The organism is Peribacillus sp. NPDC076916 (assembly GCF_050269675.1).
Lineage (GTDB): Bacteria > Bacillota > Bacilli > Bacillales > DSM-1321 > Peribacillus > Peribacillus aracenensis.
In genome coordinates this window covers 378,998-400,553 of the sequence record NZ_JBNNIU010000003.1, presented here as the reverse complement: position 1 = coordinate 400,553, position 21,556 = coordinate 378,998, and the positions used below count along the sequence as shown (strand labels likewise).

The window sequence follows — 21,556 nt, the reverse complement described above, 5'->3', positions numbered from 1 at the left end:
GTATAGAATGGTGACCCTTCGATTATCAAAATCCATTATGAAGTGGTGAAATTTTTCCCCCTAGCGTAAAAAAAATTTTACCGCAATTTATGTTTCTCCATTTTATATTTCAATAATTGTTTGGAGATGCCAAGCTGTCTGGCAGATTCCGCAATTTTCCCATTCGTGTTTTTCAATTGACGAACAATGATCTCTTTTTCATATTGCTGAACCGCATCCTTTAAGGAATCCACATTAAGATTGTTGTCTTCAGCCATTGGAGTCTCCGTATAATCTCTGATTCTTCCAGGAATATCATCAAGGGTGATTCTACTTGACTGGACATGATTATATGCCGTCTCGACCGCATTTTTCAATTCCCTGATATTCCCTGGCCATGGATATCTTTTGAAGCATTGGAGCACTTCATCCTGAACACCGTCTATATAAATATTCATGGTATTGTTGTAAAAATTCAGATAATGGTCAACAAGGACTTCTATATCCTCTTTTCTTTCCATTAAGCTTGGCAAGTCAATCTGTACGACACCTATTCTATAGAATAAATCTTCCCGCAGCCGTTTCTCCGCCAGTAAAATATCCGGTACCTCATTCGTTGCTGAAATCACCCTAATGTCCAAGCGGATATTTTTCTTTCCGCCCAGTCTCCTGATCGTTTTCTCTTCAATCGCTTTCAGAAGCTTCACCTGAAGATCAATATCCAAGGAATTGATTTCATCCAGAAATAAAGTTCCCCCTTCGGCCTGTTCGAATAGACCCGGCATATCTTCCGACCCGGTGAAGCTCCCTTTATTCGTACCAAACAAAGTGCTTTCCCATAAACTAGCAGGAACTGCACTGCAGTTAAGTGAAATGAAGGGCTTTCCAAATCGATCGCTTAAATTATGGATCGCCTGGGCGATAAGTTCTTTTCCTGTGCCCGTTTCCCCAACGATCAACACATTTGAGGTCGTTAGCGCAATTCTTCCAAGTTTATCTTTAATGCTTTCCATTTTAGGGTTAACCGTGATGATATCATCGATCGTATAAACGGTATTATTTCTCCTGAAAATTTTATGGCTCGAATATTTGTCCAAATGTTGGATGGCATCCTTGGAAAAGAAACGCTTAGAGAATTCCACGGCCCCAATGATTTTACCGTTTTCGGCTATCGGAAATGTGGAATTGATCGTTTCGATGACCTCTCCCGTTTTCGTGATCATCTCTTGTTTTATATTACATAACGGTTTTCCCGTCCTTAACACATTCATGAGCGTACTGTTTTCGTTCGTGATGTTTTTATAAAAGGAAGTGACACTCTTCCCCATGAATTCTTCCGGCCTTATCCCAAGCTCTTTAAGGACATTTAAATCTGCCATATCATAAAAAATGATCATCCCTTTATCATCTACGACCAAAACATTATCAAAATCGGATAATCGCCTGAATATATCCACATCCATATTCACCCTTCCCGCCTCCTCTCAACTTTACATATTCAACCCTGACAATACCGCAGATCGGTTGTAGCCTGCTTCGTGCATTTTCCAATCATTCTGATATTTTATCATGAAACAGGGCGTTTTTTCTTTTCAAACTTTTTCCTGGCTTTATGATTACCATTTAAATGATCACAACAAAAAAGAGCATCCCAAAGCAGAAATCGCTTCCGCCTTTGGAACACCCTCTTTTCCTATGATCAATCAGAGCCAGTTATAACAAAATCGTCTTGGAGCAAAGCTAAAGGAAGCTTTCTATTAATAGGATCCCCTGCCGAAACATTAATTTCAGTAATGTGACCACTGGCACCTATTGAAACATCAATCAATTTCCCATCCTCCGTTTTCACTAAAAAGAGCCTCTCCCATTCATAAACATAGGAATTCTTTTGAACGTAAACTTGTTCGACGGTCCCATCCTGAGCACACTCGATGGTATGAATCGGTTTTAACACGGAATCACTCCTCCACTCTCCATTATTTGACTAAAGCTTATACCCAGCCACGGAATATGGAGGCTTCTGCCATTTTTCTGACACCCACCATATACGCTGCCAGCCTCATATCCACTTTTCTTGTCGCGGACATTTCATAAACTTGATTAAATGAATTGACCAATAACTCTTTTAATTTGGTTTGGACTTCAGCATCTTCCCAATAATAACCTTGATTATTTTGAACCCATTCAAAGTAAGAAACTGTCACACCGCCCGAACTTGCCAATACATCAGGTACGAGAAGCACATTGCGTTCCGTCAAGATCTTGGTTGCCTCCAAAGTGGTAGGTCCATTCGCTGCTTCCACGACAATTGGGGCTTTGATAAGATGTGCATTTTCTTTGGTGATTTGATTGGAGATGGCAGCAGGCACTAAAATATCACAATCTTGTTCCAGAAGTTCCTGATTGGTGATTGTATTATCGAATAGTGTCGTTACCGTTCCAAAGCTATCCCTTTTATCAAGTAAGTAATCGATATCCAGACCATCCTGGTTATAAATGGCACCATATGCGTCCGATATACCAATCACTTTCGCACCTGCATCATGCATGAATTTGGCCAAAAAGCTTCCTGCATTCCCAAACCCTTGGACGATGATGCGTGCACCTTTCAACTCTATGCCCTTACGCTTTGCCGCTTCCTCGATACAGATTGTGACACCTTGTGCAGTCGCCTTTTCCCTACCGTGTGAACCGCCCAGTACCAGTGGCTTACCTGTAATGAAACCAGGAGAATCGTGTTCTCTTATTCTACTGTACTCGTCCATCATCCATGCCATGATTTGTGAATTCGTATAAACATCCGGGGCCGGAATATCTTTTGTCGGCCCCACTATTTGGCTGATTGCCCGAACGTATCCACGGCTAAGCCTTTCCAATTCACCGATGGACATTTGGCGCGGATCACAGATGATGCCGCCTTTTCCTCCGCCATATGGCAGATTCACGATTCCGCATTTCAAACTCATCCACATTGAAAGTGCCTTGACTTCTTCCTCATCGACTTCGGGATGAAAACGGATTCCGCCTTTCGTCGGACCGACAGCATCGTTGTGCTGGGCACGGTATCCAGTGAAAATCTTCGTCGTATTGTCATCCATCTTAATCGGAATCCGGACGGTCAGCATCCGGAGAGGTTCCTTCAATAGCTCGAACACTTCTTCAGAATAGCCAAGCTTATCAAGCGCCTCCTTGATTACGACCTGTGTTGAATCAAGCAAGCTGGCAGTTTCTTTTTCTTCTTTGACAGTTGTACTCAATGGAATTCACCTCATAGGTATATTAGGATAAAACTCTTTTAATGCGTTCGATTGCCCAATCCAAGTCTTCTTTTGTAATCACTAATGGCGGAGCAAAACGGATAACTGTATCATGTGTTTCTTTACATAGCAGTTTTTCTTCTTTAAGCTGCTCACAATAAGGTCTTGCGGCTTCCGTTAATTCGACTCCGATGAATAAGCCTCTGCCGCGGATATCTTTAATCATTGGATTCTTGATTTCTTTTAAACTATCCATAAAGTATTGTCCAAGCTCCAATGAACGTTCCGCAAGCTTCTCTTCTTCAAGAACTTCCAATGAAGCGATGGAAACCGCACATGCCAATGGATTGCCGCCGAATGTAGAACCATGTGAACCAGGATTGAATACGCCAAGGATTTCACGGTTTGCAGCTACGCAAGAGATTGGGAAAACCCCGCCGCCCAGCGCTTTACCTAAAATGTACATGTCCGGAACTACTCCATCCCAGTCAGAGGCGAACATTTTTCCTGAACGTCCAAGTCCTGACTGAATTTCATCAGAAACGAATAGGACATTATTTTCTTTACATAAGTCGTAAGCTTCTTTTAAGAATCCTTGTGGCGGTATGATGATTCCCGCTTCACCTTGAATCGGTTCGATTAAGAATCCAGCCGTTTGCGGTGTAATCGCTTCTTTCAATGCTTCAAGATCGCCGTAAGGGATAAGCTTGATCCCTGGCAGCATCGGTCCGAAGCCCCTTCTATATTCCTCATCGGATGATAAGGACACCGCTGCCATTGTACGGCCATGGAAGTTACCGACACAAGCAATGATTTCAGCTTGGTTTTCTGCGATTCCCTTAACATCATAACCCCAGCGTCTAACAGCCTTGATTGCCGTTTCAACGGCTTCAGCACCCGTATTCATAGGCAGTGCCATGTCTTTTTGCGTAATGCGGGAAACCATTTCATACCATGGTCCCAATTTATCACTATGGAATGCACGGGACGTTAATGTTACGCGATCAGCTTGTTTTTTTAATTCGTCGATGATTTTCGGATGCCTGTGGCCTTGGTTCACTGCTGAATAGGCACTTAGCATATCCATATATTTGTTGCCTTCAGGATCTTCCACCCAAACTCCTTCTGCCTTCGCGATGACGATTGGAAGTGGATTATAATTGTTTGCACCATATTGTTCTGTTTGCTCGATTAATTTTTCCGTTACTGTTGTCATGTTGATTCCCCCTAAAATTTATAGCGTTTCAGATGTTGTTTTTCCTTGAAGATGAAGAACTAAATAATCAGGACCGCCCGCTTTTGAATCTGTACCTGACATATTGAATCCGCCAAATGGCTGGTATCCTACAATGGCACCAGTACAGCCGCGATTGAAATACAAGTTACCTACGTGGAAATCCTCACGCGCTTGTTCGATATGTTCGATATTGTTCGAGATGACTGCACCCGTTAATCCATAATCCGTGTTATTGGCAATCTCGATTGCATGATTGAAATCTTTAGCCTTACAGAATGCAACCACTGGTCCGAAAATCTCTTCTTTCATGACGCGTGCGTTCTCATCCACATCGGCAATGATAGTTGGCTGGATGAAGAAACCTTTTGAATTGTCTCCTTCTCCCCCTGCAACAATTTTCCCTTCTTCTTTACCGATTTCAACGTAGCTCATGACTTTGTCGTAAGCGGCTTGATCGATGACCGGACCCATGAAGTTGCTTACATCCGTTGGTTCCCCGATTGTTTTTTCTTTCGTTAATTCAATGGCACGATTCAAGACTTGGTCATATACATCTTCCACTATGACGGCACGTGAACAAGCAGAACATTTTTGACCGGAGAATCCGAATGCAGAAGCGACGATTGATTGTGCCGCCAATTCCAGATCTGCTTCTTTATCAACAACGATCGTATCTTTACCGCCCATTTCAGCGATGACACGTTTTAACCAAATTTGGCCTTCCTGAACTTTTGCAGCACGCTCATAAATGCGGATTCCAACATCACGAGATCCAGTAAAGCTGATGAAACGTGTACGAGGATGATCTACCAAATAATCGCCCACTTCGGCACCGCTTCCTGGAATGAAGTTCACGACTCCGGCAGGCAAGCCCGCTTCTTCCAACACTTCGATGAATTTAGCTGCAATGACCGGTGTTGTACTGGCCGGTTTCAATAAGACTGTATTTCCTGAAACAAGAGCAGCCGTCGTCATGCCTGCCATGATCGCAAACGGGAAGTTCCAAGGTGAGATGATGACTCCGACACCAAGTGGGATATAATTGAAACCATTATGTTCAATCGGACGGCTTTCCACTGGCATGCCGTCTTTAAGCTTCAGCATTTGACGTGCATAGTATTCCATGAAGTCGATCGCTTCCGCTGTATCTGCATCCGCCTCATTCCAAGGCTTCCCTGCTTCTTTAACCAATAGTGCCGAGAAATAATGTTTTCTTCTCCGAACGGTGGCTGCAGCCCTGAATAAAATATTCGCACGCACTTCCGCGTTCGTTTTTCTCCAAGTTTGGAATGTCTTATCTGCCGCTTGCATCGCTTGCTCAGCAAGATCCTTATTCGCTTTGGATACGGTTCCGATAACTTCTTCTTTATTTGCTGGGTTTACAGAGGTAATGACTTCATCAGTAAACACTTTTTCACCATTAATGATCAGCGGATATTTCTTCCCTAAATCATTAGCTACATCATTCAATGCCGCTTGAAAAGCTTTTTTGTTTTCTTCGATTTTAAAATTAGTAAATGGTTCGTGTTTATATGGTTGGACCATTATGGCTCATCTCCCTAAAGTTTATGTTTTTACTTCTCGCTTATTAATAAAGCAAGTTCCGTGCCAACTTTTCATTTTTTTGAAAAAATAATGTATTTACTTTTAAAATGCAATGAAATTCAGCACTTTTGGGGCAAAACTGACATAGTATGCCATTATTTTTTGCTCTAATCCCTTTTTTTGTCGCTTAAACCTTACACTTTTTATTAATGCAAAATTCATGCCAACTAGAAAAACCATAAAAAACAGCGTTTTTTCACTTTTTCCGCAAAATATTTTTGCACTTCAATGCAAAATATTCTTGCTGTGCAAATTTTATTTGCGCCTTTGCTACAATTCCTCTACAATAGCTCTAAGAAAAGAAGAAAAACGGGAGGCATTCATGCATTTAGATCAAATCATTAAAATAGAAGGTTTCCAAACCATCCTCCACTCACTAGTGGACGTAATCGATATCGGGTTACATATAATCGATATAAAAGGGCGGACCATTATATATAACAAGAAAATGGCTGAAATAGAAGGCATGGATTCGGAAGAGGTATTAGGGAAAAAGATTCACGAGATCTTTAAATTCAAGGAAGAAACGGAGAGCACATTAATACGGGCGCTTCATTCTGGAAGGAAAACCGAAAACTCGAAGCAGACCTACTTCAATAATCTCGGACAGGAAATTACAACAATCAATAATACATTTCCGATTTTGGACCAGAATCAAAATATCATCGGAGCCATTGAAGTGGCAAAGGATATAACGAATCTTGAAAGAATCATTAAAGATAATATCCTGAATAAAGGCGATACGAAATATACGTTTGACAGCATCATCGGAACGAGTGAGAATTTCTTGGAAGTCATTGAAAAAAGCAAGCGTTCGACCAGGACGGCATCCTCCATCCTCATTGTCGGGGAGACGGGAACGGGAAAAGAACTCTTTGCCCAAAGCATCCATAATGGCAGCAGCCGTTCGACACATCCTTTCATCAGCCAAAACTGTGCTGCCCTGCCAGATAGTCTTATTGAAGGAATTCTTTTTGGTACCAAGAAAGGGGCCTTCACCGGATCGATTGAAAGGCCAGGTTTATTCGAACAGGCACAAGGCGGGACCATCCTTCTTGATGAAATCAATTCCTTAAATCCGAATATGCAGGCGAAATTATTAAGGGCCCTTCAAGAAAGGACGATTCGCCGCGTTGGGGATACAAAAGATAAAAAAATTGACGTACGGGTCATAGCAACGATAAATGAAGATCCAATAGATGCCATTGCAAATGATCATTTACGAAAGGATTTATATTATCGATTAAGTGTCGTTTCGTTATTCATCCCGCCTCTTCGTGAACGAAAAGAGGATATTCCCTTGCTGGCGCAATCCTTCATCGAGAAATTCAATGCGCTGTTCGAATTGAATATTGAAGGGATCAGTGAAGAGGTCTACTCGCTTTTTTATGATTACGACTGGCCCGGGAACGTAAGGGAACTTGAACATATCATTGAGGGGGCCATGAATTTAATGGAACCTGGCGATACAAAGATTGCCATCACCCACCTTCCGACGCTATTTAGGAAGAAAGCCCATTTGGAAGACATTCATCCCGAAAGAAAAGAGAATCATGCAAATGGAGATTTACAGGAGTCGACCTTATCTCTTGATGATTATATTGCCAATACTGAAAAGCAATATTTGGAGAAAATCTTGAAAGAACATAGCATGAATATCTCCCAAGCTGCCAAGGCATTGAATATAAGCCGCCAAAGCCTTCAATACCGCTTGAAAAAGTATCAGGTCAAATAACATCATTCCCGCACAAAAAAGGCCCCCATTAAGATGGAGGGCCTTCTTTGCCTGCTATTCATTCGACTTGTAATCAGAATGTTTCAGCCGCTTTTGTAACGTTTTCCAAACCATCCGCGATGATTTCTTGTGTCCGGTCCGGATACTGATTATGGCCTTCAATGACCACGACCTCCGGATTGTTGATTCCCCATAGACCAATGATATTTTTCACTAAATTCACGGCCATTTCAGCAGAAGCCATTCCTTCCAATGCATAATCAGAACCGCGGGCATTCAATAGCATGACTTTTTTATCACCAGCATACCCGACAGGACCTTCCGCCGTATAATTGAACATTTTACCGGCTTGTGCCAAATAGGAAAGGTATGTGATTAGCGGTGCAGGAACCGTTGAGTTCCATAGAGGGAAAGCGAATACCACTTTATCCATGGACAGGAATTGATTTAAATATTGGTCAACCAGTTCTGCCGCCTTTTCCTCTTCGGATGTCAGTTCAAGACCTTGGTTGCGTTTATACAACCCGGTTATCGCCGTATTTCCATAGTACGGAAGTTCTTCTTTAAATAAATCCAGCTCGGTCACTTCATCTGTAAGGTGTGTCTCTTTATATGCTTTTAAGAATGTATCATACATTTTCGAGCTGATTGCCTGATCTGCTGGACGATCATTCACTTTAACGAATAATACTTTTGTCATTTCTCCATTCTCCCCTGCCGCGGTTTCTTTATTTCCAAATAATTTACTTAAGAATCCCATTATCCTCACCCTTGCTTTCTGCTTTTAAATTAGACGACTAAATGAATCTCATTGCCAGATGGATCTGTTACAGCGAAAAACCCTTCTTTTTCCGTTACGACAGCCCCAATTCCTTGTAATTGCTCCGTTACTTTGTTTCTCGCATCTTCATCTGCAAAAACAAGAGTATACCAGTTCAGTCCCACACTATTTTCCTTTGGAGCAGGAGCGCCCACGCCATTCCAAGTGTTCAGCCCGATATGATGATGATATCCGCCGGTTGAAGTAAAGAGCGCTCCTCCATATCGATTCACAACGGTAAACCCAAGACCCTGCATGTAAAACTCCTCCGTTTTACGTAAATCCGCTACATGCAGATGTATATGCCCCATTAAAGTACCCGCAGGAAGTTTGCTCCACTCACCATCGCCTTCTTCCAGAAGGTCATTCCCATCCAACGGATCCGTGCCCATAGCGACTTCCCCACTGGCCCATCTCCAATCAGTGGATGGCCTGTCAGAGTATACTTCAATGCCATTGCCATCCGGATCGGTAATGTACAGCGCTTCACTCACTTCATGATCCGCCGCTCCAAATGGATATTTCGTTTGAAGTAAATGGCGTAAAAAAATCGATAAGTCGGCACGGCTTGGCAGTAAAAGGGCAAAGTGATATAAGCCCGTAGTCCGCCCTTCTTTCGGAATCACATCCACAGGCTGCTCAAGTGTCAGCAACGGGGTTTTTCCGTCTGTCGTTAAAACAGCTAGCCGGTTGGATTTCTTCAATACTTGAAGACCGATGATTTCTTGATAAAACACAATGGCCTTATTCAAATCCAATACATTTATACTGACTTCGCCAACAAAAGTAATTGGTTTTTGATGAAAATTTTTATCCATATTATCACTTCCCTTTTTTATTGAAAATCACATGATCCAAAGAAAGAACCGTACGGTTTGCACACACTAGATAGACAGACATGGCCAGCAGCGCCAAGTCCAGTTCATAGCCTGCCGCTTGCCCGTTTCCAAGAAAGCCGGCAGGTAATTTTGCCGTGAAGATCGCCCCCGCCATAATGACCGCAAATAGGACGGAAACGATTCGTGTTCCCAAACCCAGTATAACCGCAATTCCACCAATCAATTCGATTATTGCAACGATGTATGCCATGAAGCCAGGAATGCCAAGACTATCGAAAAATCCAGCCGTATTCCCTATGCCCCCTTGAAACTTTGAAACACCGTGAATGAAAAAAGTAAGACCTAAAATCACCCTTAAAAAAAATTGACCTGCATCATTTTTATTCATGTATGAATTCTCCTTTTGTTAGTTACTTTATGTAAGTTATTATATTTTAATAAGTTTGTAATGTCAAGTAAGTTTATAGGAATATCTTTTTCCCAAAAGAAAACGAATTGCCGGAGCAACTCGTTCCATGATGTCACTATTTAAATGTGTAATAAATGGTTGAATTGATGATGAAAGAATCCGCAATCGTTCTTCCGACTTCCTCACATGCCACTTTACTGAACTTTGTCGCATCAACTGGCTCATATAATAATCGATGAATGCCGTCAACCGACCTTATTGCGACGGTTGCGCCAGGGTTCGTCCGAAATATTCGTTCCAGTATTTCTTCTTTATTGGGAACCAGGCTGGCAATCCATACAAGATCGAACTCCGTGTAGTCATGAAGGGCGCCATCAATCAAGATATAGTCTGAATTCCCTTCGACATCCAGTTCGTGGACGATGCGCCTGCCAAGTGAATGGGCTTGTTCATCTATATCGAGACATGTCATTTTCGCACCCAACTCCCGTTGAAGCAGCAATGGACTTAATGGCAGAGGACCCGTCCCTACAAATGCGAATGATTGAATACCATTTTTCACCTTTTTCAATTCACTGATCTCCGTTTGAATCAGTTCTTTGTAGTTATCCCAATAAATGAAAGAACGGAAGTCATCCAGGGTGTTCACACTGCCAACAAATAATTTTGCATAATGATTCTCCATCAATGTTTCAGCAATCGTCAGCTTTTCAAGCATCGTATCCCGAATCGACCGGATTTCATCATGGTTGAGAATTTCTTCTGCCACATGCTGATCCAACGGTATCGAAATCATCGAAACCAGTTCGGTTAAAACGCGATTGATGATTTCGTTATTTGGTGATAAATCATCTTCTTTTAGTAAAATTTTATAAGTATCCATATATGTATGAATGATTTTTTCCTGGTTTCTAGACCATTTGATCGTTTTCAAGGCGCACACTCCTATTAGGAAATAATTTTTTGCTTAACCGTGGTATATAAAAAGCCAAAAATACCGAGCGTCCTAGGCTGAATACAGTAAAGGCCAGCCATAATGCATGGTTTTGATATGCCGGTACAAAAATATAAAGTGTTATCAAGAAGGCAATCAAGGAATAGATCATCGAGTTACGAATAGGGGCAGCTTCTGTTGCCCCAGTAAAAACACCGTAGAAAACGATGCCTACACTAGCAGATAGAGGGAATAAAATAAGCCAGATCTCATAAATGTTAGCCAGATCAATGACACTTGGCATCCGTGTGAAAAGTGATAGGATGGTATCACCGCATAAATAATAACTGACAGCAATCATCAGGGAGAACAGAACACCCCACTGCAACGAAAGGATCAGGGTCTTCTTATATAAGGGCTTATCTCCCGCACCAATCGCTTTTCCCACAAGAATGCTTGAAGCATTTGCGAGCCCGTCAAAGAAGTAAGCCATCAGATAGTGAATTTGGATGAGTACTGCATTCGCCGCCAATATCTCCGTTCCATATGAGGCACCCATTGCCGTGAAAATATTAAAAACGGCCAACAGGCAAAGCGTCCTGATGAATAAATCCCGATTCACCGACATCATTTTCTTAATGGATGAAGGATCGAACATCTCTTTCAAAGGTGGCATTTCCATTCGATGCAGCGACGCTTTCACAATAATGATCAGTCCAATGAAGAAGGCCGTCACTTCCGAAAAAAGAGTCGCTATCGCTACCCCTTGCACACCCCATGCGAATCCATGAACAAATAGCAAATCCAGGGCAATGTTCATCAGGTTCATGAGCACCTGTAAAACTAGCGAAACCTTGATCTTGGACATCCCCATCAGCCATCCCAATATGACATAATTCATCAAAGTGAATGGGATTCCCCATATTCGAATGTTGAAGTATTCAGCCGCATATCCTCGGACGTCAGCATCGGGATTCATCAATGTTAAGGAAACATGTTCAATTGGCCCCTGAAGCAGGATGAAACCTACCCCTGCAACAATCGCCAGTATAAACGGCCTTAAAAAGGCTAAAATGCCTTGCTTCCCATCGTTTGCCCCGAGTGCTTGTGCAGCGAACCCTGAAGTGCTCACCCGCAAAAAACCAAACAGCCAATATAAGGTATTGAAAATGACCGTACCTATGGCTACGCCTCCCAAATAAGCGGGGGTTGGCAACTGACCCACAACAGCGGTGTCCACAGCACCGCTCAATGGCGTCGTTATCGTCGATATGGTCAGTGGAATGGCCATGGCCAAATATGATCGATGGTTCACCTTACTTCCTCCTTAAGAGTCAAACTTCACTTTAATCGAAACCATTACGATTTAAATCCCGAAACCTCATTATTCAAACATCGAAATCAGTTCTTTTGTGTATGAATGGCGATCGCTGCAAAAAAGCTGTTCGTTTTCGAAAGAATCCACAATAGCACCCCCTTTCATCACCATGATCCGTTGGCTCATCTCCTGTACAGCCGAAAGATCATGAGAAATGAAAAGGTAGGAAATGTCCAAAGTATCCTGCAGCCCCCTTAACAATTTCAGCACCGCTGCTTGTGACAGAACGTCCAGACTTGAAGTCGGTTCATCCAATATAATGAGGGCCGGTTCAATGCTAATCGCGCGTGCAATGGTCACCCGCTGCTTTTGTCCGCCGCTTAGCTCATGCGGATAACGTTCAGCAAGACTCTTTGGGAGCTCCACGGTTTCCAGTAGCTGTCCGATATAGTTCGCTTCACTTATATACGTAAAATGTTTCATATTGACCTGGCTGCCAAATTGAAGATATGGATCCATCAGTGAATCTTTTATCCTTAGTTTTGGATTCAAGGCCGATGCAGGATTTTGCAAAACGGCTTGGATGTACTTGCGATACGGTTTTAAACTGCGTTCGCTTTTGTTTTGCAGCGCGGTTCCTTCAAATAGGATGCTGCCCTGGCCAAAGGATTCAATCTGAAGGATGAGCCTTGCCAGTGTGCTTTTTCCGCAGCCGCTCTCGCCCACTAACCCGAGGCATTCCTTCCTTTCGATGCTGAAATTCACGTTCCTTAGTATTTCCACTCCGTTATCATAGCTTTTATGGACATTTCGCACTTCTAATAACGTCATCCTGACACTCCTTCAAGCTAAAATGGAATTCTGCTCAATGATGGAGATGATTGAATCAGTTTATTCGTATATGCATGCTGCGGATGATTCAATACCTGATTTTTATCACCGGTCTCAATGATGGCCCCGTCTTTCATGACCGCAATGCGATCCGCATACTTCTTGACATGACGTAAATCATGGGTGATGAACAAGACCGCACATCCGGTTTCTTTTTGGAGCCTTGATAACAGCTGTAAGACCTTAAAGGAAGATACACTGTCCAAGGCTGTGGTCGGTTCATCCGCTATCAAAATATCCGGTTCAAGCAGCAAGGCTATCGAAATGGATACACGCTGAAGCTGCCCACCGCTTAATTGAAAAGGGTATCTGCCGTAGATATCTTCATTCAAGCCCACCGATATGAGCGCCTTTACCGCTTGCTGTCTCCTTGCCTTTTTGGAAAGGTTCAAATGTGTTCGCTGATATTCGTCGAAATGTTGGCCGATAGTGAAGAACGGTGTGAATGAGCCCTGGTAATCTTGAAAAATATAAGCCAGGCGCTTTCCGCGAATCTTCCTGATTTCAGAGGAAGATAGCGTTAAAAGATTTTTTTCCCCGTACCATATTTCCCCCTTCGCTTGGAGATTGGGTGCAAGCAGCTGACATATGGCCATGGCCGTCATGCTTTTGCCGCTCCCGCTTTGTCCGACAAGTGCGGACCACTCACCTTCCTGCACATCTAACGAAAGATCCTTGACGATATGATGTTGCTTTCCCAAGATATTTAGCTTCCTCAAGGATAAAATGCTCATGATTCCACCTCCTTTTTCACATCGAATGCATCGCGTAAATAATCACCGAGTATGTTGGATAGAAGGACGACAAATACGATGGCGAGCCCCGGGTAAATCATCAGCATCATATTGGACTGAAAGTATGGACGGGCATCATTCAGCATGGCTCCCCACTCTGGTGCCGGCGGCTGCGCACCGAGCCCGATATACGATAAGGAAGATATGAGCAAAATGATTTTTCCTAAATCAAGGTTAGCCAATACAAGCACGTTCCCGATAATGTGCGGAAATAAATGCTTCCGCATAATCCCAAATGGACTTAATCCATTGATTGTAGCAGCCGTGACATAATCCTTCCGACGTTCGGTGATCACCGTACTTCGCACAAGCCTGGCATAATTCACCCATTTCACTAGAACGATCGCCAACAGGAGATTTTCGATTCCTGGTCCTAATAAGCCACTAAGCACAATGGCAACGATCGTATCAGGGAATGCGAGAAATGCGTCTGCAATGCGCATGAAGATCCGATCGATCAGACCTCCTTTAAAACCGGCAACCACCCCGAACGGGACGCCGATGATAACAGCGGCAAACAGAGATAAAAGACCGCAGCCAACCGTCAGCCGTGCGCCAAGCAGAAGACGTGTCAATACATCACGACCTAGATGATCCGTCCCTAGCGGATGTTCCACGCTCGCCGGCCATAGCCTTTCTCCCAGATTGACCAGTGCCGGATCATGTTTCAGAACAAGAAAGGTGTATGCCGCAACGGCAAGGACTGTAGCCATCACCGTAAAAAGGACGGTCATTCTCCAGCGCCTTTTGGATCTTTTTTTGATAACTAACTCCATTTTCCATGCTTCCTTTCCTTCAGCCTTAGCTCCGGATTTAAATAGCGATAAGATAAATCCACGGCACTATTAACGATGAATACAATGATGGCCATGACCAACAAGTACCCTTGAATGACTGGATAATCCCGTGACCGAATCGAGTCCACGACCATCTTACCTATGCCTGGATAGGCAAAAATCACTTCGATCACTACTACACCGCCGATCAGGCTGCCAAGGCTGACACCGAATACGGTAATGACCGGGGGCAGGCTATAACGAAATGCATGGGCAAAGAATATCCGCATTTCTGAAATCCCCCTTGATCGGGCAGCCCTGATGAAATCATGACTGAGGGAATCTATCAAACTCGAACGCAGCAAACGGACGTACACACTTGTGATGGCAAGCCCCAACGTGACTGACGGCAGAATCAAAGAACGAAATCCGTCCCTGCCCATTGTTGGAAGGGCCCCCCATCGTACCGCAAATAAATCCATCAAGAGCAGCCCCAGCCAAAAGCTAGGAATGGCTGCGCCCAACAAAGAAACGGCGCGGCTAATCTGATCAATCCAGCTTCCCCTGTACAAGGCAGCAAGCGAACCTAATGGAATGGCTATACCAAACGTCACAAGCAATGCGCCGACCGCCAGTTCAAGTGTTGCAGGCAGACCGCTCATGATCATCTCCATCACAGGCTGATTCGTCAGATAGGAATTACCGAAATCCAATTGGATAAAATCCGCAAACCAATCGCCATACTGCACTAACAGCGGATCATTGAACCCCAATTCTTCGCGAAGCTCATTGACTTGCTCGTTTGTGATCGACACATCATCCACTTGAAGTATCGAGAGGACCGGGTCCCCTGGAGCAAGCCGAACAAAAAGGAAAGAGTTGAATGTAATCACAAGGACAAAAATCACGGCCTCGATGAATCGACGGACTAAGATGCTGAACATTCACTTCACATCCAGTTCATTCGTCAGCATGTAGTATTCGCTTCTCGAGGTGATCCAGTTTTTAACTCTATCGTCATCATAAGCAACAAGTGTATTCGGATGTAAAATGAAAGAATTATACACCTGTCCATCCACATACATCGCAATATCCTCAGCTAAATCCGAACGCTTATCCTGCTCGACCGTTACATTCAGCTTATCAATCAGGGACGTCAGGTGATCATCATCGGTTCCACTGAAGTTCAAGGCTCCCTTTGGATGATAAGTAGCATTTAAATAATAGCCGGCATCCCCGCGCGGAGCCGTTAAATTGCTGTAGGTCGTTAAATCCCAATCGCGATTGGCCGCCATATACTCTTCAGGGATTTCTATTTGCTTGATTTTCACATCAATCCCCAACTGGCCCGCATCCGATTGAAAAACTTGGGCAATTAACGGCAGGTCGGCACGTGAACTGTATGTAAGAAGTGTAAACGTTAACGGTTTGCCGTCTTTTTGCATGACCCCATCCACTTTTTTATATCCCGCCTGATCAAGGAACCCTTTAGCAGCTTCCATTCCATTCTCTTTTTTCGGATAGTTCGGAGCAAAAGAGAAAGTGGACGGAAATGGTCCTGTTGCCACTTCTGCATGTCCTTGTAAAATCGTATCAGCAATGGAAGAACGGTCGATCAAGGCATCTATCGCCTTTCGGACGTGTATGTCCTGCAGTGCTTCACGTTCCAAATTCATCGTCATTTGATGTACGCGGAAAGTGGATGTCGATTCAACCTTCACACCATCTATCGCCTCTAAATTTTCCAGGCTTTCCACTTCAGGACGGAAAACAATATCGGCATCTCCCGATTCAAGGGCGAGGGACCGTGCATTGGCATCTTCATTAAACGAAAACCTGGCTCTCTCAAGCTTTGCGGCTCCATCCCAGTAAGACTCATACCGTATTAAATCAACAGCCGTACCAGGCATGAATTTCGAAACGGCAAATGGCCCTGTTCCTATCGGCTTGTTTATATAGTCACTTTCCTTCACGTCAATAATCGATGTATTAGGATGGACCAATTCAGAAGGAAACTCAGGAAAGGGAACCTCCGTCATGATGGTCAGCGCATTCCCGTCCGCTTCAATCGATTCAATCCGCAAAGCATTCTTGATCGCCGGACTATCCTTCATCGCCCTCTCCAAGGAAGCCTTCACCGTTTTGCCATCCATTTTCTTTCCATTCTGAAAAGTCACACCCTCCCTTAACTCAAAATTCCATAACTGACCATCCTTGCTATCCCAGCTTTTCGCCAGCCAAGGTTCGATGGTCAAATCCTCATCATTGAGATGCACCAATGTCTCAGTGATTCCAGCCCTTAGTGACACATAACTAGTATCAACATTCGGATCAAGCGAGCTAGTCGCAAAATTAAAAAGCAAGTTCACTTCCTTCTTCCCTTCCACTTCATCATTCGCAGACTCTGTGGAACAAGCAGCCAAAAGAAAAACTGATAAACATACTATAAGAATCAATTTACTTTTTCTGAACACGATAGAATTCCTCCATTACCTCAACTATTTTTATCGGCTGCCACAAAATCGTATTGATTACGATTTATATTGCAGCTTTGCTTTACTATCATGACAAATCAGGCAACGCATTGCCGAATGCTTATCCGAAATCAAACTATGTAATGCCTCGAGAATAAACTTAATTCACGAGTATTTACTCCAAATTCACGAGTAAATGCTCCGAATTCACGAGTATTTGCTCCAAATTCACGAGTATTTGCTTCGAATTCACGAGTATTTGCTCCGAATTCACGAGTATTTACTCCAAACTCACGAGTAAATGCTCCGAATTCACGAGTATTTGCTCCAAACTCACGAGTATTTGCTCCAAACTCACGAGTATTTACTCCGAACTCGAATATTTGTACCAATTTCACGAGTAATCACTCCAAACTCACGATTATTTGTGCCAAACTCCCGAGTATTTGCTCCAAACTCACGATTATTTGTGCCAAATTCACGAGTAAATGACCCAAACTCACGAGTATTTACTCCGAACTCGAATATTTGTACCAATTTCACGAGTAATCACTCCAAGTAATTGCGCCAATTTCACGAGTAATCACTCCAAACTCACGATTATTTGTGCCAAACTCCCGAGTATTTGCTCCAAACTCACGATTATTTACTCCGAACTCACGAGTATTTGCTCCAAACTCACGATTATTTACTCCGAACTCACGAGTATTTGCTCCAAACTCACGATTATTTACTCCGAACTCGAATATTTGTACCAATTTCACGAGTAATCACTCCAAACTCACGATTATTTGTGCCAAATTCACGAGTAAATGACCCAAACTCCCGAGTATTTGCTCCGAACTCGAGTATTTGTACCAATTTCACGAGTAATCACTCCAAGTAATTGCGCCAATTTCACGAGTATTGCTCTAAACCCGTGAGTAACGGCTCTAAACCTCGTGCAATAGCCGCAAAATCTTAAGTAATTGCCCCTAACTCTTGATTTACTGCACCAATCCACATTTTGTAAAACCTAATCTCATTAAAAAGCTCCTTTCGAATAAATCAAAATGATTACGATTTATACTTTAAACTGCCTCTCATTATAAAACGGAATGATTACTGTTTACAAGGTTTTTTTAAGTTTCAGCGGATATATAATCCGATTTTTGATTAAGAAAAACTCCTGAAAAAATTTTTCAGGAGTTCTTCGGCTTTTATTTCAAGTTGTTGTAGTGGTTGATGACCTCTTTGGTTATTTCGCTATTTTCGTCCAATCCGCTAACTTCTTTAAGTGCGGTAGCTATACCGTGTTCTTTGATCATCGATTGCAGTTTAAGGGCTTCTTCATCTTCGTTAAAATCAAAGAGTAAAGCGGCGGCTATCGCTTTCGCCAGATTAGTATAGGAAAGTCCGGCTTTTTTAGCTTCTACGGCAGGGCGGACGAGGCGGTCGTTTGGTCCGAGCTTGCGCAGCGGTGACCGACCGACTCTATTCACCGAGTCATTCAGGTAGGAGTTTTTAAATCGATTAATTATTTTTTCGATATACTGCTGATGCTCATCTGCATCCAAACCGTATTGCTTTATTAAATAGGCGCCCGTTTCCCCTAGGGTATTCTTGACTTGCTCTACAATGCCTGCGTCCTCCAATGATTGGTCAATCGTCGATTTTTTATTTTTGAGATAACCGAGGTAAGCTATGACGGCATGTCCTGTATTAACGGTGAATAGTTTTCTCTCAATGAACGGGGCGAGTTCTTTTACAATGGTCATCCCTTCAACGGCAGGAATGCTTTCATTCGTTTCAACGACCCATTCATAATAAGGTTCCACCAAAACATCGAGTGATCCTTCGTTATTTTGGATAGGAACGATGCGATCGACTGCTGAGTTAAAGAAGTATACTTTTCCGGCTAGTTTTTCTTTTGTATCTTGATCCAAGTTTTCTAGAATGTAGCCTTCTAAAAGGTCTGTTGCCGATATTTGGTTTTCACAAGCGATCACATATAGTTTTTCATCGGTTTCCTTCACCCTTGAGGCTAATCCTTTTGCAATTAAAGGAGCGATATGAGGTAAAATATTGGGACCGATAGCAGTGGTGAGGTAGGTTGCTTCGGAAATTGCTTTAATGATTTCCTCTTCCTGCTTTAAGCTGTTTAAACCCGAAACATTTTCTACGGTTACGGATTCTTGTTGATCAGTAGCCAGTTTGACTTGATATTGCTTTTTATCATTTAATTGATCGATGATTTGATCGGCTATGTCCACAAAAGTCACATGATATCCAGACTGTGAAAAGAGTGCGCCGATAAATCCTCTTCCAATGTTTCCTGCACCGAAATGTACTGCTTGTTTCATTACAATCATCCCTTTATCAAGTTAGTATATAAATAGTCCAAAAATATGGCTTCCAGCCTTCTGTTAATCATTTCCTCGTCCGAAGATGAAAAAATCATGATGGATTCATTGCTTTCAATTAAGCTTGAGCTTATTAAGCTGACGATTTCCTGCTGCTTCACACTCAATTCCTCAGGTGCCAGCATCAGCAGCAAATTTTTCATATGGACGTCATTTCCATCCATACCTTTGACCAGATGATATTCCTCCAGGTGGGCCACTTGGAATATCAGTTTTTTCACATTCTTGTGTCTCGTATGGAAAAGGCCCATTCCAGTGCCAGGAATGCCTAAACCACCTTTTTTTTCCCGTTCGTTCAAGGATCCGACCACATCATCCGCACCGATTAGCAGTGATTCATTTTCAGCCATCCTGACCATTTCTTCGATGATTTCCGGATGCCCTTTCAGATGCGGCAGCCGATAAAACCGGAAATTATCCATGATCGACTCGATGCTCTGCTGGGCATCTTTCAATTCCTGCAGCACTTCTTTCAATTCGCCATCCTCTTTTTTGGCCAAGGTTTCCTTATGGGCTGAATGACTGCCATAACGCTTATTCTTCGTGAAGTTTTCAATATTCTTCCTTAAATAATTCCTGATGTTCAATATATTCTCTTCACTCAAAAGAGGGGATACAAGAATATAATCACTATCGATATACGGAAGCCGGACGGTAGAAATGATCACATCATAGTTTTTCAGGCTGCCCTGCTGCTGGATGTCTTTGATCGTCTTGATTTCTACAGTCTCGATTTCGATGATTTCTTTTTTGATCCGGCTTGCAAGCATTTTCGACGTGCCGATACCTGTCGGGCAAACGATGAGTGCCCTTATTGATATTTCTTCCTCCCGCAGCACTAATGCAGATCCGAAATGCAGGACGATGAAGGCTATTTCATCTTCAGGAAATTCTTTTATTTCTTTGAATCCCTTTTCCAGACTGGTCTTTACTGCCAAAAAGAGAACCGGATACTTTCTTTTAATGTCTTCGGTTAAGGGATTGTACAATCCCATTTCCTGTTTGATCCGGAAAAGCGATGGTTCCATATGGGCAAGGAGCCCTTGATACAAGGGGAAATCCTTGGTCAAATCGATTTGCAATTGTGCCGAAACATCTTTTATCAGGCTTCTTATCAGTTGGCCAAGCAACACACTGTCATATGGAACGGCATCCGCTGCATGAAGCTTGGAACCTTTCAGGATGGCAGCCAGGTAGCTTATATCATCGATGGTAAAAGAGACTTCCAGCATGGCGCTTAGTTCCTTGCCTATTTTATTCATGAGATTATTCTCATCGGAAAGTTCGCTTATTTTCTTGAAGTCCTTCTCCAAAAAAAATTGGCTTTCATTCCTTTGCAGGGTTACATAAATATGTACAATTAACCCTATATACCCGCTATCCGCCAAACGGGAATGGACACTGTTAAACGTTGAGTTCAGCACCCCGTCGATTGCCAGAAGATATTCGGGATCGAAATAGTCGAGGATTTTCGCCTCTGGGAATTTCCCTTCTTGCAACAAAAATAAACTTTCAATCAGCTCTTCATTAAAAAAGTGCAGGAAATAGGCGGCCTGGGCTTTCCGTTTATTTTCTTCAGTGCCGGCAAGCTCTATTCCGACTCCCCTTTTTCTCGTAATCACGATATTAAAATTCTTTAACCATTCAGTCAGTTCGTCCAAATAGGTTGTAAGAGTCGTTATGCTTATACCGAGATCCCCCGCAAGAACTTGAGTTTTATATGATTCTTCTTGCAGTAAAGCTAAAAGGAGATGCAACTTTCTTTCTTGAGGTGTTTGATCGATTGGATGATTGCCCATCAGGTGCTGTACAAGCCGAAAGACTTGTTCATTCTTCCCGTCGATGGTCAGTCCCTCATGTGTATTGCGTGTTAAATGCAACTCAAATGATTGCAGGATTTTTTCTATGGACTTCAGATCACGTTGAACAGTCCGGACACTAACATTCAATTGTGTCGCAATGGATAAGGCTGTATGTTTTCCAGACGTTTTTATGATCAATTCTATGATTGATTTTTCCCTTGAAGTAATATACATGCTACCAACTCATTTCTGGTGGAGTAACACGAGAAAATACTGAATAGAAA

General features: G+C 42.9%; 22 protein-coding genes. 1 reads left to right on the top strand and 21 read right to left on the bottom strand.

Annotation, left to right across the window (positions count from 1 at the left end):
* Positions 1–77 precede the first annotated feature (77 nt).
* The 5 genes from ACQKFG_RS11495 to pruA form a co-directional block, all read right to left on the bottom strand.
* A complete protein-coding gene (locus ACQKFG_RS11495; protein ID WP_349728541.1) occupies positions 78–1,442 on the bottom strand; it encodes a sigma-54 interaction domain-containing protein in 1,365 nt (454 codons plus the stop codon).
* Between the two features lie 236 nt (positions 1,443–1,678).
* Positions 1,679–1,933 carry a hypothetical protein gene (locus ACQKFG_RS11490; protein ID WP_076364404.1) on the bottom strand — a complete coding sequence of 85 codons (255 nt, stop codon included), beginning with the start codon at positions 1,931–1,933 and terminating at the stop codon, positions 1,679–1,681.
* A gap of 37 nt (positions 1,934–1,970) precedes the next feature.
* Positions 1,971–3,236 carry a Glu/Leu/Phe/Val family dehydrogenase gene (locus tag ACQKFG_RS11485; RefSeq protein WP_427558997.1) on the bottom strand — a complete coding sequence of 422 codons (1,266 nt, stop codon included), beginning with the start codon at positions 3,234–3,236 and terminating at the stop codon, positions 1,971–1,973.
* A gap of 22 nt (positions 3,237–3,258) precedes the next feature.
* Positions 3,259–4,452: an ornithine--oxo-acid transaminase gene (locus tag ACQKFG_RS11480; RefSeq protein WP_192206213.1), complete on the bottom strand. Its 1,194-nt coding sequence runs from the start codon at positions 4,450–4,452 to the stop codon at positions 3,259–3,261.
* Positions 4,453–4,470: 18 nt separating this feature from the next.
* A complete protein-coding gene (gene pruA, locus ACQKFG_RS11475; RefSeq protein WP_427558993.1) occupies positions 4,471–6,018 on the bottom strand; it encodes an L-glutamate gamma-semialdehyde dehydrogenase in 1,548 nt (515 codons plus the stop codon).
* A 382-nt stretch (positions 6,019–6,400) separates the two neighbouring features.
* Between pruA and ACQKFG_RS11470 the strand changes: the two genes are divergently transcribed.
* Positions 6,401–7,813, top strand: a complete 1,413-nt coding sequence (locus ACQKFG_RS11470; RefSeq protein WP_427558990.1) for a sigma-54 interaction domain-containing protein — start codon at positions 6,401–6,403, stop codon at positions 7,811–7,813.
* Between the two features lie 73 nt (positions 7,814–7,886).
* Here ACQKFG_RS11470 and ACQKFG_RS11465 read toward each other — a convergent pair whose 3' ends face one another.
* The 16 genes from ACQKFG_RS11465 to ACQKFG_RS11390 form a co-directional block, all read right to left on the bottom strand.
* The gene (locus ACQKFG_RS11465) at positions 7,887–8,573 is read right to left on the bottom strand and encodes an FMN-dependent NADH-azoreductase (RefSeq protein WP_192206216.1); all 687 of its coding nucleotides are present in this window, start codon (positions 8,571–8,573) and stop codon (positions 7,887–7,889) included.
* A 29-nt stretch (positions 8,574–8,602) separates the two neighbouring features.
* A complete protein-coding gene (locus ACQKFG_RS11460; protein ID WP_427558987.1) occupies positions 8,603–9,451 on the bottom strand; it encodes a VOC family protein in 849 nt (282 codons plus the stop codon).
* Between the two features lie 4 nt (positions 9,452–9,455).
* Positions 9,456–9,860, bottom strand: a complete 405-nt coding sequence (locus tag ACQKFG_RS11455; protein ID WP_349727728.1) for a DoxX family protein — start codon at positions 9,858–9,860, stop codon at positions 9,456–9,458.
* A 136-nt stretch (positions 9,861–9,996) separates the two neighbouring features.
* Positions 9,997–10,815, bottom strand: a complete 819-nt coding sequence (locus ACQKFG_RS11450) for a nicotianamine synthase family protein (protein ID WP_228467497.1) — start codon at positions 10,813–10,815, stop codon at positions 9,997–9,999.
* Positions 10,793–12,130 (bottom strand): MATE family efflux transporter, encoded by a 1,338-nt coding sequence (locus tag ACQKFG_RS11445; RefSeq protein WP_427558983.1) that lies wholly within the window; start codon positions 12,128–12,130, stop codon positions 10,793–10,795. The genes ACQKFG_RS11450 and ACQKFG_RS11445 overlap by 23 nt, the downstream gene beginning before the upstream one ends.
* Positions 12,131–12,199: 69 nt before the next feature.
* A complete protein-coding gene (locus ACQKFG_RS11440; RefSeq protein WP_427558980.1) occupies positions 12,200–12,964 on the bottom strand; it encodes an ABC transporter ATP-binding protein in 765 nt (254 codons plus the stop codon).
* Between the two features lie 17 nt (positions 12,965–12,981).
* The gene (locus ACQKFG_RS11435; protein WP_427558977.1) at positions 12,982–13,758 is read right to left on the bottom strand and encodes an ABC transporter ATP-binding protein; all 777 of its coding nucleotides are present in this window, start codon (positions 13,756–13,758) and stop codon (positions 12,982–12,984) included.
* Positions 13,755–14,594 (bottom strand): nickel transporter permease, encoded by an 840-nt coding sequence (gene nikC, locus ACQKFG_RS11430; protein ID WP_427558974.1) that lies wholly within the window; start codon positions 14,592–14,594, stop codon positions 13,755–13,757. The genes ACQKFG_RS11435 and nikC overlap by 4 nt, the downstream gene beginning before the upstream one ends.
* Positions 14,585–15,538, bottom strand: coding sequence for a nickel ABC transporter permease (nikB, locus tag ACQKFG_RS11425; RefSeq protein WP_427558971.1), 954 nt, complete (start codon positions 15,536–15,538; stop codon positions 14,585–14,587). Before nikB ends, nikC begins: the two co-directional genes overlap by 10 nt.
* Positions 15,539–17,068, bottom strand: a complete 1,530-nt coding sequence (nikA, locus tag ACQKFG_RS11420; RefSeq protein WP_427558968.1) for a nickel ABC transporter substrate-binding protein — start codon at positions 17,066–17,068, stop codon at positions 15,539–15,541.
* Positions 17,069–17,199: 131 nt separating this feature from the next.
* On the bottom strand, positions 17,200–17,466 hold the full coding sequence (locus ACQKFG_RS11415; RefSeq protein ID WP_427558965.1) for a hypothetical protein: 267 nt from the start codon (positions 17,464–17,466) through the stop codon (positions 17,200–17,202).
* The gene (locus ACQKFG_RS11410) at positions 17,423–17,611 is read right to left on the bottom strand and encodes a hypothetical protein (protein ID WP_427558962.1); all 189 of its coding nucleotides are present in this window, start codon (positions 17,609–17,611) and stop codon (positions 17,423–17,425) included. Before ACQKFG_RS11410 ends, ACQKFG_RS11415 begins: the two co-directional genes overlap by 44 nt.
* On the bottom strand, positions 17,608–17,832 hold the full coding sequence (locus tag ACQKFG_RS11405) for a hypothetical protein (RefSeq protein ID WP_427558959.1): 225 nt from the start codon (positions 17,830–17,832) through the stop codon (positions 17,608–17,610). Before ACQKFG_RS11405 ends, ACQKFG_RS11410 begins: the two co-directional genes overlap by 4 nt.
* A complete protein-coding gene (locus ACQKFG_RS11400; RefSeq protein ID WP_427558956.1) occupies positions 17,795–17,935 on the bottom strand; it encodes a hypothetical protein in 141 nt (46 codons plus the stop codon). Before ACQKFG_RS11400 ends, ACQKFG_RS11405 begins: the two co-directional genes overlap by 38 nt.
* A gap of 332 nt (positions 17,936–18,267) precedes the next feature.
* The gene (locus ACQKFG_RS11395) at positions 18,268–19,410 is read right to left on the bottom strand and encodes a mannitol-1-phosphate 5-dehydrogenase (protein WP_427558953.1); all 1,143 of its coding nucleotides are present in this window, start codon (positions 19,408–19,410) and stop codon (positions 18,268–18,270) included.
* 5 nt (positions 19,411–19,415) lie between these two features.
* Positions 19,416–21,506 (bottom strand): BglG family transcription antiterminator, encoded by a 2,091-nt coding sequence (locus ACQKFG_RS11390; protein ID WP_427558950.1) that lies wholly within the window; start codon positions 21,504–21,506, stop codon positions 19,416–19,418.
* Positions 21,507–21,556 lie beyond the last annotated feature (50 nt).